Here is a 15,800-nt window from a genome sequence, read left to right as displayed (position 1 = left end):
ACATCCCCGCTGACTTGCCTGGTCGTCCACAGGTGGGGCGTCTGAGGCGCGCACCGATCACGTTGTCGCGCCTAACGTTTCGGGCATGGGACGCTCACGTGGGGAGGAAGGTACACCCGACCGGCTCGCAGCTGTCCTCGAGGAACTCGAGGCGGTCCGCCGCACGCCGGGTTGGATGCCGACCGAGGACAGCGTGCTCGACGAGCCGCGGTCCAAGGTGGCCGATCTGCCCCGGAGGGTCGCTGCGACCCGACGAAGCGAGCGCGATGCGCAGACCCGGCGAGAGGCGCGGCATGCGGCCACGGGCCGCACCGAGGAACTGCGTCCCCGGGAGCCGCTGCTGCGTCCGCCCGAGCCGCTCATCGGGGCGCAGGTCGCGCCGAGCCGGCTGGCGGTCATCGGGGCAGTCGTCCTCGTGCTGGTGGCAGCCCTGGTCTTCGGCGGGCGGGTGCTCTGGGCACGTGCCGCAGCCTCGCCCCAACCGGTCGACAGCGGCCGCGGTAGTGCCGCCTCGAGCCCGCAGAGCACGGTCGGCGGTTCAGGCACGCCGGGTGCGCAGGCCCGGGCGGGTTTCGGCACGGCCGCGTCCACCACTCCCGCAGCGCCGGCGACGCTAGTGGTGCAGGTCGTCGGACAGGTGCACAAACCCGGCGTCGTGCACGTGCGCGCCGGGTCTCGTGTCGAAGACGCTGTCGCGGCCGCGGGCGGATCCCTGCCCGGCGCGGACCTGGCCGCGATCAACTTGGCCCGCGTGCTCACCGACGGCGAGCAGATTGTGGTGCCGAAGCCGGGGGAGCAGCCGACCACCGCACCCGGTCCGGTCGTGAACGCTGCACCCGGAGCGGGCGGCGGCGCAACCGGCGCTGGGTCGACGCAAGCCGTCGTCGATCTCAACACTGCGACCGCCGACCAGCTCGACGGGCTGCCCGGAGTCGGGCCGGTGATGGCGCAGCGCATCCTGCAGTGGCGCACCGAGAACGGCCGGTTCAGCAGTGTCGACGAGCTCGGGGAGGTGAGTGGCATCGGCGACAAAGTGCTCGCCCGGTTGCGTCCGCTCGTGACAGTCAGCTGACCGGCGGTGGACCTGCGCCTGCTGACGGCGGCCGCGGTCGCCTGGTCGGTCACTCTGGTAGCGCTGCGAATTCCGCCGATGTGGTGCTGGGTGCTCGCCGCGGCCGGTCTGCTGGCAGCAGGTGCGCTGGTCACCGAGCGCGTGCGCTCCGGCGAGCGTATGACGCAGGCCCGGTTGCCGGCCACCAGCCGCCGCCGGGTCCTCGACACCGTTGCGCTCGCTGCGGCGGCGGTGTCCCTGGTGGGCGCCGCGACGGGAGGGCACCTGATGAGCCGACAGGCCGGCACGGTCGACCGGTTGGCCGCCCAGCGCGCGACCGTCCGGGTCGAGGCGGTCGTCACCACGGACCCCCGCGTGGTCAGAGCCGGGCTCGCCGGCCGGCAGAGCCTGGTGATCGTCAAGGTGTCCGTGCGGGATATCACCGGGCGCGGCACGCGCAGCACTCCGAGAACGCCGGTGCTCGTCCTGGGCGACGAACGCTGGCTGCAGACACGGTGGCATCAGCGGGTGGCGTTCTCCGGGCGGTTGCAGCCGGCCGAGGCCGGCGACGACGTCGAGGCCGTGCTGATGACACGCGGAGCGCCGCGCGTCATCGGTGACGCCGGACCGCTCTTCGACGCCGTGGAAGTGTTCCGGCGGGACACCCGGGCCGCCACCGACGGACTGCCCGCCGACGCCCGCGGTCTCGTGCCGGCCCTGGTGATGGGCGACACCTCGCGGCTCCCGCAGGACCTCAACGACGACATGCGGGCAACCGGAATGACCCATTTGAACGCGGTATCCGGCTCGAACGTGACTCTCGTCCTGTTGTCGGCGATGTGGCTCGCCGGCTGGCTGCGGATCCGCGGCCGATGGCGCTATGCGGTGGCCGCAGCCGTGCTGGGACTGTTCGTGATGCTGTGCCGGCCGGAGCCGTCGGTGATCCGCGCCGCCGTGATGGGCCTGATCGGCCTGGTCGGCATGTCGGTGTCGCGCCGCACAGCGGGTTCACCGGTGCTCGCGGCCGCGGTGTTGGTGCTGCTCGTCTACGACCCGTGGCTGGCCGCGTCATACGGTTTTGCACTGTCGACGCTGGCGACGGCGGGACTGCTCTTCTTCGCGCGCCCGTGGGCCGACCGGATCGCGCGCCGGCTGCCCCGCTGGGGCAAACCGCTGGGCGAGGCGATCGCAATCCCGATGGCGGCCCAGGCGATGTGTGCTCCGGTCATCGTGTTGTTGCAGGGCTCGGTCAGCCTCATCGGCATACCCGCGAATGTGCTGGCGGCGCCGCTCGTCGCGCCGGCGACGATGTGCGGCGTGCTCACGGTGCTGGTCGCACCGGTGAGCACCTCATGGGCACGAGCTCCGGCCTGGCTGGCGGCGCTGCCCACCGAGGGGATCGCCTGGGTCGCGCACTCGTGCGCGCGGGTGCCGCTCGGCACGCTGCCGTGGCTGCCCGGCGCGGCGGGTGCGCTGCTGCTCGCCGGGCTCACCCTGATCGCGCTGTTCTGCGGGGTGTGGGTGGTGCGGCACCTCTGGGTGCGTCCCTACCTGGCCGGTGCCGGTGCGGTGCTTGCGGCCGCTGCGTGGGCGCCGACGCCGGCCGGTGGCTGGCCTGCGGCCGGCTGGGTCTACGTCGCGTGCGATGTCGGTCAGGGCGACGGCGGGGTGCTCGCGACGTCGCCGGGACATGCACTCGTGGTCGACACCGGCCCCGACCCGGGCCTGATGGACGCATGCCTCGATCGGCTCGGCATCGGTGTCGTCGACGCCGTCGTGCTCACGCACTACCACGCCGATCACGTCGGCGGCCTCGCCGGAGTGCTCGACGGGCGGCGGGTCGGTCCGATCTACGTGACTCCGGTGTCCGGGACGACGTCGTCCGATTCCGACGGCGAGGCGTCTGAAGAGCCGTTGGTGCGCGCACTCGCGGCGCAGCACCGGCTCGAGCTCCGTCCGCTGGTGACCGGAGACGTGCTCGACATCGGTGCGGTGCACGCGCTGGTGGTCGGGCCGACGCGGCTGATCCGGGCCGGCTCGGTCCAGAACAACGCCAGCGTCGTGCTCGACGTGCGCAGCCACGGCATGCGGCTGCTGCTGACCGGCGACATCGAAAGCCAAGCCGCCGCAGCGGTGCTCGGCCAGTTGCGGGCGCTCACGGATGCGCCACCGGTCGACGTGCTGAAGGTGCCGCACCACGGTTCGGCCAACCAGGACCCGCAACTGGAGAAGTTCGTGCGTGCCCCGATCGCGGTGATCAGCGTCGGTGCGCACAACGACTACGGCCACCCGTCGCCGCGCACGCTCGATCTGCTGCGGGAGAGCAATTCGACGGTCGAACGCACCGACCGGGGAGGCGATGTCGCGATCGTTGCGCGAGACGGCACGCTGCTCGTCGCCCGGCCGTGAAGGGGTATGCCGGTGCGGTATGTCGCAGGGTCAGCCGGTGCAGACGCCCTTCGCCGTGGCCGCCTCACACAGCGCGTCCAGCGTGGCGGCCACTGCCGGGACACGCTGCAGGTCCGGGGTGGTGACGGCATACACGGTGCGGCGCGAGGCGGGATCGATCGGCAGGGTGACGACTCCCGGGTTGCCGGCCGACCGTCGGATCAGATCCGGCACCAACGCCACGCCGAGGCCTTCGGCAACCAGCCCGAGGACGGCGACGTAGTCCTCGGTCTCGAACGCCACGTCGGGGTTGAAGCCGGCGCGGTCGGCGAGTGACAGCAGGTGCCCGCGACATCGCGGACATCCGGCGATCCAGGGTTCGTCGGCCATGTCGCTCAGCTTGATCTTCGTGGCCTTCGCACGTGGGTGATTCAGTGGCAGCGCCAGCCGCACCTCGTCCTCCAGCAGCGGGCGGGTCACGAAGGAGTCGAGATCTTCTTCCCCGCGGGCCAGATCGGTGCCCTCGTAGGCGAACGCCACGGCGACATCGCATTCGCCGGAACGCAATGCCGCGAGTGACTCCGGCGGCTCCGCTTCGCTGAACGTCACGTGCACATCGGGGAAGCGCTGCTTGACCAGGGCGAGCGCACGCGGCACGAGCGTGGACGACGACGACGGGAACGCCATCAGCCGGACCCGTCCCGCGCGCAGACCGGCGATCGCGGCGACCTCGGCCTCCGCGGCGTCCAATGCCGCCAGCACCGGGTTGGCGTGTCGGGCGAGAACCTGTCCCGCCTCCGTCAGTCGCACACTGCGGCCAAGGCGCTCGACCAGCACCGTGCCGGTGCGGTCTTCCAGCCGCCGGACCATCTGGGAGATCGCCGGCTGCGAATAGCCGAGAGACGCCGCTGCCGCGGTGAAACTGCCGTGGTCGCTGATGGCCTTGATCACCCGGAGTCCGGCGGCGTCAATCATGGTTGAATTGTAACAATTTGTTATCAAAAATCAACTCGCCATATAGATCGTCAATCGTTCTGACTCACGGTCGGTATGCCGGGCGCACGTGTCCCGGAGTCGCGACGGTCGAGCTTTCGGGACGGGAAACCGCGCTGGGGGTGTCCCGGAGTCGCGACGGTCGAGCTTTCGGGACGGGAATCCGGGGTGGGGGCGTCCCGGAGGCGCGACGGTCGAGCTTTCGGGACGGGAATCCGCGCGGAAGGTGTCCCCAAGGCGCGACGGTCGGGCCTTGGGGACGCTCCAGGAGCAAGCTCCCGTACGGAAGTGGCAACGGTCGCTAGTTGGCGCCGAGGTCGGGTATGCCGAGAGCCCGGCGCGAGAACTCGCTGATCTCGGTCACGGCACGAAGCCCGGGAGGCCGCTGCACGTAGCATCGGGAAATGCTGATCTGCGAGGAGTTGTTGCTCGTCCTGACCAGTCCGGCGGGGAAGGTGCTCGGCGGAAGCACGGAGCGCGGCCTGGCGCTCGCCGGTGCCGCCCTGTGCGAACTGACGGCGGCGGGTCGCGTCACGATCAAGAGCGACCGGCTGGTCGTGCTCGACACGCGTCCCAGCGGTGACGCCCCGATGGATCACGCGCTGGAGATTTTCGCGCGTAAGGCAGGCAAGAAGCCCGAACGGGTGCTCCCGGCGGTCGCGCGCGGAATGACCGGCCGGACCTACCAGAGTCTCGTCGCGCAGGGAGCGGTGCGCGTCGAGCCGGGTGGCTTCCTGCGGTTCACGCGGCATCCGGTGGTGGACGTGACGTCGCGTGACGCGATCATCGCGGCAGGTGCACGGGTGCTTTTCGGCACCGCCGCCCCGGATCTGCACACGCGGGTGATCGTCGGCCTGCTGGGCGCGAGCGATCTGGTGACCAAGGCGTACCGGCCGGCCGATTTCGGCACGTCCGGCCGTCGGCTGAGAAAGCAGGCGAGGGCGATCGGCGCGCAGGACTGGGCCGCCGGCGCCACTGCGGCGGCGATCGAAAGCACCCAGCTCGCGACGAAGGCAGCCATGATCGCCGCGACGACGGCTGCGGCCACCGCTGCCTCGAACAGCAGCTGAGGTGTGAGAGCTTTGGACCGTGGCTGAGAACCTGAGCGCGCTTGCTGACCTCGTCGCCGCGGGAGGGGTGCTCGCGCTCACTGGTGCAGGCCTGTCGACCGAGTCCGGCATACCCGACTATCGCGGCGCCGACGGACTCCGCCGGTTCCAGCCGATGACCGCCCAGGAGTTGCTGGCCGACCGCGAGGCGCGCAGGCGCTACTGGGCGCGGTCGTATGTCGGCTGGCCGCGCTTTGCGGCAGCGTGCCCCAACGCGGGCCACGATGCCGTTGCCACGCTCCAGGCGGCGGGCTTCGTCGGGCCGATCGTGACCCAGAACGTCGACGGGTTGCACCAGCGCGCCGGTGCCGTCGGCGTGACCGAACTGCACGGCAGCCTGGAACTCGTGGTGTGCATGCAGTGCGGCGAACGCTACGCGCGCGACACTGTCGACGAGTGGTTGCAGTTGGCGAACCCGGACTTCGACCGCTCTGCGGACGGGCCGCTGCGTCCGGACGGCGATGTCGCGATCGCCGAGTCGCTGATCACACAGTTCCGGTTGGTCCACTGCGTGGTGTGCGGCTCGGACCTGCTCAAGCCCGACGTGGTGATGTTCGGGGAGTCGGTGCCGAAAACCGTTGTCGCACAGTGCTTCTCCGCCGTGGAGGCTGCTCGGTCGGTGCTGGTGCTCGGCTCGTCGCTCGCGGTCATGTCGGGCTACCGCTTCGTGCGGCGGGCCGCACGCGAGAACATCCCGGTCGCCGTCGTCACCCGCGGCTGGACGCGCGCGACCGACGAGGAGGTGTCGGTGCGCGTCGACGCTCCGCTGGGGACGACACTGACGGCGCTGGTGGACTCGCTCACCGGCTGACGAGTCCGTTCCAGGTATGCCGAGCGCGGAATGTGTGCGCCGGGCATACTGCGGACTAGCAGCCCGTGGCGCGCCGCTAGACCCGGCGCAGGACGGCGGTCACCTTGCCGAGGATGGTCGCGTCGTCACCGTCGATCGGGTCGTAGGCCTCGTTGTGGGGGAGCAGCCAGACCTTGCCGCGGGTGCGCTTGAAGGTCTTGACCGTCGCCTCGTTGTCGAGCATCGCGGCGACGATGTCACCGTTGGTGGCCGTCGGCTGCTGCCGGACGACGACCCAGTCGCCGTCGCAGATCGCCGCGTCGACCATCGAGTCACCGACCACCTTCAGCAGGAAGAGGTCGCCCTCGCCGACGATCTGCCGCGGCAGCGGGAACACGTCCTCGACCGCCTGCTCGGCGAGGATCGGACCGCCTGCTGCGATGCGCCCCACGACCGGGATGTATGACGGCGCAGGCCGCTCGTCGCCCAGGCCGGTCTCGTCGATGCCGGAGTCTTCGGCACCGCGCACACTCGAACCGCCGCGATAGCCGCGCGTGTCGGTGGCGTCGGGATCGATGACTTCCATCGCGCGCGGCCGGTTGGGATCGCGGCGCAGGTAGCCCTTGCGCTCGAGCATGGTCAGCTGATGCGCCACCGAGCTCGGGCTGGTGAGCCCGACGGCCTCGCCGATCTCACGCAGGCTCGGCGGATAGCCCCGCCGGTCCACGGAATTGCGGATCACCTGCAGCACCCTGCGTTGCCGGGTGGTGAGGCTCTCGCCGGCCCGGTCGGGCATTTCGTGCACCTGTGCCATCGCTGTTCTCCTCCTCGCCGGATGTCCTCGGCAGCGCCGGCGACAGGAGTTGCGGACTGTTGTCCGAACGGCTGTCGGTGGTCGGTGCTTGCCTTGGTTTCGTGAAAACAGCCTATGTGTTTCGGACACAAGTTCCAAACATCTGTACGACGCGTGTCTCGACTAGGTCGAACATTCGTGCTATACATCAAACAGGCGTCCGATCGCACACGCGTTCGGCCACAACCCACCGTCTGGGTGGTGCGGCCCTGGCCGCACCGCAGCTTCAGGAGGAAGACATGACTGCCGTCACTCAGTGGGACACCCCGAGCGAACACCGTCCGACCCGCAGGCACCTGCGCGCCGTCCCCACCGGCCATGACGCCATCGGCGGCGGGCGTGCCGTCGGAGTGCGTGTGGAGGCCGCCGGTCTCCGGCTGACCGGCCGTGGCCGCCGGGTGCTCGGGGCCTTGCTCGCCGGTGTGGTGCTGGCGGGCGGGGGAGCTGCAGCACGAGCCTGGGCCGGCACGCCGGCCGCCGCTCCCGCCGTCGTCACTGTTGAGCCGGGGCAGACTCTTTCCGACGTCGCGCACCGTGCCTATCCGTCGATGCCCGTCTCCGATGCCGTCACCAAGGTGGCGCTCGCCAACGACCTGAATGGTCTCTTCGTGACCGCGGGCGAGCGGCTGCAGCTGCCTCGCTGACGGTCGACGTGGCCGCTGCTATGCCGGCCGCTGCGCGCGCCGACTCGCCGGTCGCGAGCGTGTGACCAGGGCATTTCCGTGCTGTGCGGCGTGCCCTTGCGCTGAGGATCGGATCGGCCTAACATCCCTACATCTAGTAGTTACATCGATGGGATTTATCCACATCTAGTCCACATCCACCACGCGGTCATCCCCACTTGGTCCACCGTTTTCCCACAGCTTCATCCACAGGTGGGAGAGGAGTCGCACATGCATTGCCCGTTCTGCCGCCACGACGACAGCCGCGTGGTCGACAGCCGCACCAGCGAGGACGGCACGTGCATCAAGCGGCGGCGTCAGTGCCCCAGTTGCGGCAAGCGGTTCTCGACCATGGAGACCGCGAGCCTGACGGTGGTCAAGCGGTCCGGGGCGAGCGAGCCGTTCAGTCGCCAGAAGGTGCTGATCGGTGTTCGCAAAGCCTGCCAGGGGCGGCCGGTGACCGAGGACCAGCTGGCGCTGCTCGCGCAGGAGGTTGAGGAGTCCATCCGGGCGCAAGGCACGGCCGAGATCGATGCCCACGATGTCGGCCTCGCGATCCTCGGTCCGCTGCGCAGCCTCGACGAGGTCGCCTACCTGCGGTTCGCGAGCGTCTACCAGGCGTTCGAAGGGCTGGAGGATTTCGAGGCCGCCATCGCGCTGCTGCGCGCTGAACGCCCGCCGACCGGAGTGGAGCCCCAGCCGCAGCACACCGGCGACTGAGCGGGACGGCATCGCACCGCGCGCACAACACCACAAGCACGACTCGCTCTCGGCGCCACCAGTCGCGAGCACGCCACGACATACAGCAGCAGAGACCACCTCGGTGGAAAGGAAGTTGGACATGACCGACACGGCAGACGCCGCCCCGCGGGCGCAGCGCGGCAGCACCGCCCACAAGGGGCTGACCGTCGAGCGCATCTTCACCACTCCCGGCGTGCACCCCTACGACGAGGTGACCTGGGAACGCCGCGATGTCGTCCAGCAGAACTGGAAGACCGGAGAGACGATCTTCGAGCAGCGGGGCGTCGAATTCCCCGACAGCTGGTCGCTCAACGCCTCCACCATCGTCACCACCAAGTACTTCCGCGGTGCGCTCGGCACCCCCGAGCGGGAGAACAGCCTGAAACAGCTCATCGACCGTGTGGTGCTCACCTATGCGCGCGCCGGCCGGGAGCACGGCTACTTCGCGACCGACGAGGACGCCGAGATCTTCGAGCACGAGCTGACCTGGTCACTGCTGCACCAGGTGTTCAGCTTCAACTCACCGGTCTGGTTCAACGTGGGCACCAAGTCGCCGCAGCAGGTTTCGGCCTGCTTCATCCTGTCGGTCGACGACTCGATGGACTCGATTCTCAACTGGTACAAGGAAGAGGGTTTCATCTTCAAGGGCGGCTCGGGCGCCGGTCTCAACCTCTCCCGCATCCGTTCCTCCAAGGAGCTGCTGTCCTCCGGGGGCACGGCGTCCGGTCCGGTGTCGTTCATGCGCGGCGCGGACGCATCGGCCGGCACCATCAAGTCCGGTGGTGCAACCCGTCGCGCGGCCAAGATGGTCGTCCTCGACGTCGACCACCCCGACATCGAGGAGTTCGTCGAGACGAAGGCGCGCGAGGAGGACAAGATCCGCGCGCTGCGTGACGCAGGCTTCGACATGGACCTCGGCGGCAAGGACATCACCTCGGTCCAGTACCAGAACGCCAACAACTCGGTGCGGGTGACCGACGCGTTCATGCGCGCGGTCGAGGAGGGCGCCTCGTTCGGGTTGCGGGCTCGTCATACCGGCGAAGTCATCGAAGAGGTCGACGCGCGCACGCTCTTCGACAAGATCAACAAGGCTGCCTGGGAGTGCGCCGACCCCGGCCTGCAGTATGACGACACGATCAACGCCTGGCACACCAACCCGGAGAGCGGCCGCATCACCGCGTCCAACCCGTGCTCCGAATACATGTCGCTGGACAACAGCTCGTGCAACCTGGCGAGCCTCAACCTGCTGAAGTTCCTGCGCGAGGACGACACCTTCGACGCCGCGACCTTCCAAAAGGTGACCGAGCTGGTCATCACCGCGATGGACATCTCGATCTGCTTCGCCGACTTCCCGACCGAGGCGATCGGCCGGACCACGCGTGACTACCGTCAGCTCGGCATCGGCTACGCCAACCTCGGCGCGCTGCTGATGGCGACCGGCCACGGCTACGACTCCGAGGGTGGTCGCGCGCTCGCCGCAGCGATCACCTCGCTGCTGACCGGTGCGGCATACAAGCGCTCCGCCGAGCTCGCCGGCATCGTCGGCCCCTACGCCGGTTACGCCCGCAACTCCGACGCGCACCAGCGCGTCATGCGCAAGCACCAGGCCGCCAACGACGCCGTGCGGACGCTGGATGCGATGGACTCCGAGATTCACCGCTACGCCACCAGGGCCTGGGCCGACGTCGTGGAGACCGGCGCCAAGAACGGCTTCCGCAACGCGCAGGCCTCGGTGCTCGCCCCGACCGGCACCATCGGCTTCATGATGGACTGCGACACCACCGGCATCGAGCCGGACTTCTCCCTGGTGAAGTTCAAGAAGCTCGTCGGTGGCGGCTCGATGCAGATCGTCAACCAGACGATCCCGCGGGCGCTGGCCAAGCTCGGCTACCAGAACGAGCAGATCGAGGCGATCGTCGAGCACATCGCCGAGCACGGTCACGTGATCGACGCACCCGGGCTCAAGCCCGAGCACTACGAGGTCTTCGACTGCGCCATGGGCGAGCGGGCCATCGCACCGATGGGCCACGTGCGGATGATGGCGGCCACCCAGCCGTTCCTGTCCGGTGCGATCTCCAAGACCGTCAACCTGCCCGAGACGGCGACCGTGGAGGACATCGCCGAAGTCCACCTGGAGGGCTGGAAGCTCGGCCTGAAGGCGCTGGCCGTCTATCGCGACAATTGCAAGGTCGGCCAGCCGCTGTCCGACGGCAAGAAGGCGGACAAGGGCACCGATGCTGCCGCAGCGCCAGAGAAGGTCGTCGAATACCGCCCGGTCCGGCGCCGTCTGCCCAAGCGCCGCAAGAGCGAGACGACCTCGTTCGCGGTGGCCGGAGCCGAGGGCTACCTCACCGCCGGCACCTACGAGGACGGCAAGCTGGGCGAGCTCTTCCTGAAGCTGGGCAAGCAGGGTTCGACGCTCGCCGGGATGATGGACGCCTTCTCGATCGCTGTCTCGGTCGGCCTGCAGTATGGCGTGCCGCTCGAGACGTATGTCGAGAAGTTCACCAACTTGCGCTTCGACCCGGCGGGCATGACCGACGACCCGGACGTGCGGATGGCGCAGTCGATCATGGACTACGTCTTCCGCCGGCTGGCGCTGGACCACCTCGACTTCGAGACCCGCTCCTACCTCGGCATCCACACGGCCGCCGAGCGGGCGCGTCAGCTCGAAACCGGTTCCTACGCCGAGGAATCCGACGCGGACGCCGACGAGGTGGCCGAGGAGCTGGAGTCCTACTCGCAGTCGATCGGCACGACGACCAAGCTGGAGGAAAAAGTCGACGGCGCCGCGGATGCACGCGCGGTCTCGGGTGAGATCCACTCATCCCAGGACCTGCTCGAGCGTTTCCAGGGCAAGGCGGCCGACGCGCCGATGTGCATGACCTGTGGCACCAAGATGCGCCCGGCCGGTTCCTGCTATGTGTGCGAGGGTTGCGGCTCGACCAGCGGCTGCAGCTGAAAGCGCACGAGGTGGCGGGGCGGGCCTTCGGAGGCCCGTCCCGCCTCGACCCGGAAATGGACCAGCCAATGAGTGCTCCCGAGACCGCGCACATCGACAGCCTGACAATCGATTGCGCCGACCCGGAGCGCCTCGCGGGGTTCTGGTGCGCGTTACTCGGGTATGAACGGAAGCGAAACTTCACCGCTTCATACCGGATCGGGCCTTCCGAGGACGATCATGGTCCGACTCTGGTGCTCACGCCCCAGGATCCGGGAAGGAAGACAGGCAAGAACCGGCTCCATCTCGATCTGCGTCCTCAGGACCGTGATGCATTCGTGGCCCGCGCTCTGTGCCTTGGGGCATCCCGGGTTGCGTGGGCCGCCGAGATCGAGAAGTGGACCGTGCTTGCCGACCCGGAGGGAAATGAGTTCTGCGTGCTGCAGTCCGCGAAGGACTATGTGGCATTCGTTGCCCAGCGCGACGCCGAGCAGGAGTTCAGAGTCGAGTCCAACGAGGAACCGCACGACTAGGAGGCGGTCAGGATCGGGTGGTCGGCCTGCGCTGCGGCGTACTCAAGACAGGCCCCGAGGTTCATCGCGGCCGTCGTGCGGCGGCCTCAACCGGGGGAATTGCCACAGTATCGAACACGTGCTCTCCGCATGACAGTCAACACGGTGGCTGAGCCTGCCCGAACCCGTTACTGAAGTGGCTCGATCGTGATCGAGTCCGAAAATCTGGCGAAGTGTCGAGTGTTGTCCGTAACGATGGTCCGCGCGCCGTGGGCCAGCGCCACGGCCACGACATTGGCGTCGTGGATCTGCTCGCCGGTCGCAACGTTCTGACCCACCAGTCCGATCACCGTGCGAGAGGTCGCAATGTTCTCCGGGAGAATGTCCATGTCGGCCGCGAACTGCTCCATGTTCGACGCGGCGCCCTCTCCCGGCATACCCAGGCCGTTCGCTTCGACAGGTCTGGTAGCGACCACGAGGTATTCCCGGACGATTTGCGGCGTGAGGGCGAGTCTGCGCTGGTCGTCATTGATAAAATCGAGCGCACGCTGATGGGACGCGCGGCTCCGGTCCGTCGCTGCAAGGAGCACGTTCGTGTCAACGACCACCAGGTCCGGCGGATCAGCGCTCGTCATCGTCATAGAACGTCGCCCGGTCGAAAGGCTCAGCACGCCCGGTCTCCACCGTCATCAGCTGCAGACTGTGTGGGCGAGAACCTTCGACGGGCTCCTCGGCGAGCCGCGCCAATGCCGCACGCAACTCCTGCTGCACCGAGACACCATGCCGCGCGGCGCGGCGCTTGATGGCGGCCACCGTCTCATCCGGGACGTCTCGAATGTGCAGAGCGGGCATAGCGGAACGGTATCACTGTGTGCTAGCTCGGCTCTGGCTCGATGTGCGTCATCTTCCCTGGGTCTAGGGTGACGTCGTGACGGACTCGGCTGCGACAGGTGCCGGGTCGAACCCGGTTGGGCAAGCGGTTCTGGCTGACCTGGAGCGTGGCGAGCGTCTCGTATGCCGGAGGCGGGCCCACCGTGGGTGCGTTGCCGCTGCTGGCCGCATCGATCACCCGCGACCCCCGCCTCGTCTCGCTCAGCGACGCCGTGACGTTCCTCGGCTGGGTGCTGCTCGCGGCAGGGTTCCTGCGGGGGACTGGCAGCAAGCGTTGGTTGGACCTGGTGGATTGAGCAGCTTCAGTTCACGTCGGCGGGATCATCACGATCGGCGGGCCCGAGTTCGGTCGGCAGGTGAAGGGTGCGACTCCAGGCGCTCCAACTGCCCGGATAGAGAGCGCCTCGGCCGAGACCGGCGTACTCCATCGCCAGCAGGTTATGGCAGGCGGTCACGCCCGCTCCGCAGTAGCTGATGACGTTCGTCGCGTCCTGGATGCCGGCGGCGGCGAAGGTCTGGCGTACATGCTCGCGGGGGGCGATCATGCCGCTTTTCTCCAGGTGGTCGCGGCAGGGGACGTTGACCGCTTCGGGGATGTGCCCGCGCCGAGGATCGGCCTCGGGAACCTTTCCAAGCCGGGAGTCGACTTCGGGTTCGTCGCCGCGGAACCGGTTTGCCGGACGGGCATCGACAAGAGTGCCTGCGGTGCGTGTCGCGACGTCGGTCGTGGACCACAACGCCCCGGAGGGCCACGGACGCGGCGTGAAACGGGCCGGCTCCGGCCGGATCACCCTGGTCTCCAGGGCGCCCGGGTACTGGCCGATGCCACCGGAGAGCACGGCGGCAGGAACGTCGAGCAGACGCAGCATCCACACCAGGCGGGCGGCGATGACTCCGCCGGCATCGTCGTAGGCCACCACCGGGCGTGTCCCGTCGATGCCCGAGTCGCTCATCGCGGCGGCGAACTGTTCCGGTTCGGGAAAGGGTTGGCGCCCGGTCGCCTCACCGACGTCTCCGGTCAGATCGGCGTCGAGATCGATGAAGACGGCGCCAGGAATATGACCGGCTCGGTAGGCGTCCGCCCCGGGGCGGTCCCAATACCATCGCGCATCAGCGATAGAGATGCTCGCGCGATGAGTCTCGCACCATCGCCACGTCACAAAGGGGTCCAACTGCGGCACAGCGTCTCCGTTCGTGCGTGCGTGTCCTGGTGGTGTGCAGGCTAGCCTGCGTGTGCCGTCGTGTCCTCGTGCTCGCGTAGCAGTCGGGCTAGCGCCGGCGGCGACTGGGTGTCGACGAGCAAACGCACGGCTATGAGGCGGTCAGGATCGCATGGTCGGCCTGCGCCGCGGCATATTCGCGACAGGCATTGATGTCGTCCGCCGTGAGATATGGGTAGTCCGAGACGATTTCGGCCTCGTCGGCACCTGCGGCGAGCAGGGTGAGCACATCGCCGACGCGCATCCGGGTGCCACGCACCGTCGGCGCTCGTGAGCGATCTCCGGGTTGATGGCGATGCGATCAAGGTGCGGCATGCATCGAGAATGGCCGGATCGGCACCATGTACGCCGTGGCGACCGTCACGCGGGCACTGGTCCCGCGGCACCGCAAGATCGAAAGCGTTCCCCACAATGTCGCCGCAGTGCAATCGCGTGCGGCTGTTCCACCACGATCACCAGACCCGGCCCGGAGCCTACGTTGAGAGAAATCGATTTCTCCCGGTAACCTCCCCTCAGGATGACGTGACCGAGCCGGTCGCATCACGCTCGACCCTGGAGGAGGCTCTGCCATCGTCACCATCAAGGACGTCGCAGCACGTGCCGGTGTCTCGGTGGCGACGGTGTCCAGGACCCTCAACAATCAGGCGACTGTCGACGAGCAGCTCGCCGACCGGGTGCGCGTCGCGGCCGCCGAGCTCGGCTATCGCCGCAATGGCATCGCGCGCAGCCTGCGGCTGCAGCGAGCCGATGTCTGGGCGCTGATCATCTCCGACATCGCCAACCCCTTCTTCACCGCCATCGCCCGTGGCCTGGAGGACCTGGCGCAACGGCAAGGCTTCTCGGTCGTGCTCTGCAACTCCGACGAGGACCCGGCCAAGGAGGCCAACTACCTGGAGGTCGCCGAGCGCGAGCAAGTCAGCGGGGTTGTGCTGTCTCCCAACAGGATCGGCAGCGATATCTCGCCATTGACCCGCCTTGGCGTGCCTGTGGTCGCCGTCGACCGGCCGCTGCGCGCTCCGGTGGACACGGTGCTGGTTCGGTCGGCAGCCGGTGCGCAGGAGGCCACCGAGCACCTGCTGGACGTTGGCTGGCGGCGGCCGGCGTGCATCACCGGCCCGGAGAGTGCGCAGACCGCCATCCAGCGTCTCGCCGGTTATCGCCGCGGTTTGCTCGCGCGCAAGCGCCGCCCCGCCGCCAGCCTCGTGCGGCACGCGGACTATCGCGCGGACCGTGCGGCACTGGCGACGGCCGAGTTGCTGGATGGCCGCAACCCGCCCGACTCCTTCTTCGTCGCCAACTCCGAAATGGCGCTGGGCGTGCTGCAGGAGCTGCGCAGCCGTGGCCTGACGGTCGGGGAAGATGTCGGGCTCGTGGCGTTCGACAACGCGCCGTGGACGGCCTTCACCGACCGGCCGCTGTCGGTGGTTGACCAGCCGGCATACGAAATGGGTGTGCTGGCAGGCAATTTGCTGCTCTCCCGGCTCGGTGTGCCGTTGAGCGATCGACCCGCGCCGCGCGTGCGGCGGCTGCGCACCGAACTCATCGTCCGGGAGAGTTCCCTTCACGGCTGAGGCTGCCGACTGCCCCTCGCTGCGGGTCGCCCATGGGGTCGATCATCCGAGAAATCGATTACCAAAATTCGGTCGACG

General features: G+C 68.7%; 15 protein-coding genes and 1 pseudogene. 10 read left to right on the top strand and 6 right to left on the bottom strand.

Annotation, left to right across the window (positions count from 1 at the left end; all coding sequences use genetic code 11):
- Window positions 1–85 precede the first annotated feature (85 nt).
- Both EFY87_RS15270 and EFY87_RS15265 read left to right on the top strand, forming a co-directional pair.
- Complete coding sequence (locus EFY87_RS15270) at window positions 86–1,072, top strand: helix-hairpin-helix domain-containing protein (protein ID WP_123272345.1); 987 nt, start codon at window positions 86–88, stop codon at window positions 1,070–1,072.
- Between the two features lie 6 nt (window positions 1,073–1,078).
- A complete protein-coding gene (locus EFY87_RS15265) occupies window positions 1,079–3,460 on the top strand; it encodes a ComEC/Rec2 family competence protein (RefSeq protein WP_245988677.1) in 2,382 nt (793 codons plus the stop codon).
- A 30-nt stretch (window positions 3,461–3,490) separates the two neighbouring features.
- Here the strand turns inward: EFY87_RS15265 and EFY87_RS15260 are convergent, their stop codons facing one another.
- On the bottom strand, window positions 3,491–4,414 hold the full coding sequence (locus EFY87_RS15260) for a LysR family transcriptional regulator (RefSeq protein ID WP_123272344.1): 924 nt from the start codon (window positions 4,412–4,414) through the stop codon (window positions 3,491–3,493).
- A 422-nt stretch (window positions 4,415–4,836) separates the two neighbouring features.
- Here EFY87_RS15260 and EFY87_RS15255 point away from each other — a divergent pair, with 422 nt between their 5' ends.
- Window positions 4,837–5,502, top strand: coding sequence for a GOLPH3/VPS74 family protein (locus EFY87_RS15255; protein WP_123272343.1), 666 nt, complete (start codon window positions 4,837–4,839; stop codon window positions 5,500–5,502).
- A 19-nt stretch (window positions 5,503–5,521) separates the two neighbouring features.
- Window positions 5,522–6,352 carry an NAD-dependent protein deacetylase gene (locus EFY87_RS15250; RefSeq protein WP_123272342.1) on the top strand — a complete coding sequence of 277 codons (831 nt, stop codon included), beginning with the start codon at window positions 5,522–5,524 and terminating at the stop codon, window positions 6,350–6,352.
- 76 nt (window positions 6,353–6,428) lie between these two features.
- Here EFY87_RS15250 and lexA read toward each other — a convergent pair whose 3' ends face one another.
- Entirely contained in the window at window positions 6,429–7,145 is a 717-nt protein-coding gene (gene lexA, locus EFY87_RS15245; protein ID WP_123272341.1) for a transcriptional repressor LexA, read from the bottom strand.
- Window positions 7,146–7,423: 278 nt separating this feature from the next.
- Between lexA and EFY87_RS15240 the strand changes: the two genes are divergently transcribed.
- The 4 genes from EFY87_RS15240 (at window position 7,424) to EFY87_RS15225 (ending at window position 12,061) form a co-directional block, all read left to right on the top strand.
- Window positions 7,424–7,828: a hypothetical protein gene (locus EFY87_RS15240; RefSeq protein ID WP_123272340.1), complete on the top strand. Its 405-nt coding sequence runs from the start codon at window positions 7,424–7,426 to the stop codon at window positions 7,826–7,828.
- A gap of 249 nt (window positions 7,829–8,077) precedes the next feature.
- On the top strand, window positions 8,078–8,566 hold the full coding sequence (nrdR, locus tag EFY87_RS15235; protein ID WP_123272391.1) for a transcriptional regulator NrdR: 489 nt from the start codon (window positions 8,078–8,080) through the stop codon (window positions 8,564–8,566).
- Between the two features lie 121 nt (window positions 8,567–8,687).
- Window positions 8,688–11,549, top strand: a complete 2,862-nt coding sequence (locus EFY87_RS15230) for a vitamin B12-dependent ribonucleotide reductase (RefSeq protein ID WP_123272339.1) — start codon at window positions 8,688–8,690, stop codon at window positions 11,547–11,549.
- Window positions 11,522–12,061, top strand: coding sequence for a VOC family protein (locus tag EFY87_RS15225; RefSeq protein WP_245988676.1), 540 nt, complete (start codon window positions 11,522–11,524; stop codon window positions 12,059–12,061). Before EFY87_RS15230 ends, EFY87_RS15225 begins: the two co-directional genes overlap by 28 nt.
- A 167-nt stretch (window positions 12,062–12,228) precedes the next feature.
- Here the strand turns inward: EFY87_RS15225 and EFY87_RS15220 are convergent, their stop codons facing one another.
- Both EFY87_RS15220 and EFY87_RS15215 read right to left on the bottom strand, forming a co-directional pair.
- Window positions 12,229–12,675 carry a type II toxin-antitoxin system VapC family toxin gene (locus EFY87_RS15220; protein ID WP_158607664.1) on the bottom strand — a complete coding sequence of 149 codons (447 nt, stop codon included), beginning with the start codon at window positions 12,673–12,675 and terminating at the stop codon, window positions 12,229–12,231.
- Window positions 12,662–12,892: a FitA-like ribbon-helix-helix domain-containing protein gene (locus tag EFY87_RS15215; protein WP_123272337.1), complete on the bottom strand. Its 231-nt coding sequence runs from the start codon at window positions 12,890–12,892 to the stop codon at window positions 12,662–12,664. The genes EFY87_RS15220 and EFY87_RS15215 overlap by 14 nt, the downstream gene beginning before the upstream one ends.
- A 98-nt stretch (window positions 12,893–12,990) precedes the next feature.
- Between EFY87_RS15215 and EFY87_RS15210 the strand changes: the two genes are divergently transcribed.
- Entirely contained in the window at window positions 12,991–13,227 is a 237-nt protein-coding gene (locus tag EFY87_RS15210) for a hypothetical protein (protein ID WP_148043361.1), read from the top strand.
- Between the two features lie 6 nt (window positions 13,228–13,233).
- Here EFY87_RS15210 and EFY87_RS15205 read toward each other — a convergent pair whose 3' ends face one another.
- On the bottom strand, window positions 13,234–14,112 hold the full coding sequence (locus tag EFY87_RS15205; protein ID WP_245988675.1) for a sulfurtransferase: 879 nt from the start codon (window positions 14,110–14,112) through the stop codon (window positions 13,234–13,236).
- Between the two features lie 130 nt (window positions 14,113–14,242).
- Window positions 14,243–14,425: pseudogene (locus EFY87_RS15200) on the bottom strand (DUF433 domain-containing protein); the annotation flags it as partial.
- A gap of 265 nt (window positions 14,426–14,690) precedes the next feature.
- On the opposite strand from EFY87_RS15200, the gene EFY87_RS15195 reads away from it, so the two are divergent.
- Complete coding sequence (locus EFY87_RS15195) at window positions 14,691–15,722, top strand: LacI family DNA-binding transcriptional regulator (RefSeq protein WP_342769129.1); 1,032 nt, start codon at window positions 14,691–14,693, stop codon at window positions 15,720–15,722.
- Window positions 15,723–15,800 lie beyond the last annotated feature (78 nt).

The organism is Flexivirga caeni (assembly GCF_003724155.1).
Taxonomy (GTDB): domain Bacteria; phylum Actinomycetota; class Actinomycetes; order Actinomycetales; family Dermatophilaceae; genus Flexivirga; species Flexivirga caeni.
The sequence above is the reverse complement of the archived record's forward strand: the minus strand, read 5'-3'. Positions and strand labels throughout refer to the sequence as shown.

What these genes read in the sequence shown, in the direction of transcription:
- EFY87_RS15270 (WP_123272345.1), top strand. Translation starts at nt 86, where the DNA reads ATGGGACGCTCACGTGGGGAGGAAGGTACACCCGACCGGCTCGCAGCT.
- EFY87_RS15260 (WP_123272344.1), bottom strand. Translation starts at nt 4,414, where the DNA reads ATGATTGACGCCGCCGGACTCCGGGTGATCAAGGCCATCAGCGACCAC.
- EFY87_RS15255 (WP_123272343.1), top strand. Translation starts at nt 4,837, where the DNA reads ATGCTGATCTGCGAGGAGTTGTTGCTCGTCCTGACCAGTCCGGCGGGG.
- lexA (WP_123272341.1), bottom strand. Translation starts at nt 7,145, where the DNA reads ATGGCACAGGTGCACGAAATGCCCGACCGGGCCGGCGAGAGCCTCACC.
- EFY87_RS15240 (WP_123272340.1), top strand. Translation starts at nt 7,424, where the DNA reads ATGACTGCCGTCACTCAGTGGGACACCCCGAGCGAACACCGTCCGACC.
- nrdR (WP_123272391.1), top strand. Translation starts at nt 8,078, where the DNA reads ATGCATTGCCCGTTCTGCCGCCACGACGACAGCCGCGTGGTCGACAGC.
- EFY87_RS15230 (WP_123272339.1), top strand. Translation starts at nt 8,688, where the DNA reads ATGACCGACACGGCAGACGCCGCCCCGCGGGCGCAGCGCGGCAGCACC.
- EFY87_RS15220 (WP_158607664.1), bottom strand. Translation starts at nt 12,675, where the DNA reads ATGACGAGCGCTGATCCGCCGGACCTGGTGGTCGTTGACACGAACGTG.
- EFY87_RS15215 (WP_123272337.1), bottom strand. Translation starts at nt 12,892, where the DNA reads ATGCCCGCTCTGCACATTCGAGACGTCCCGGATGAGACGGTGGCCGCC.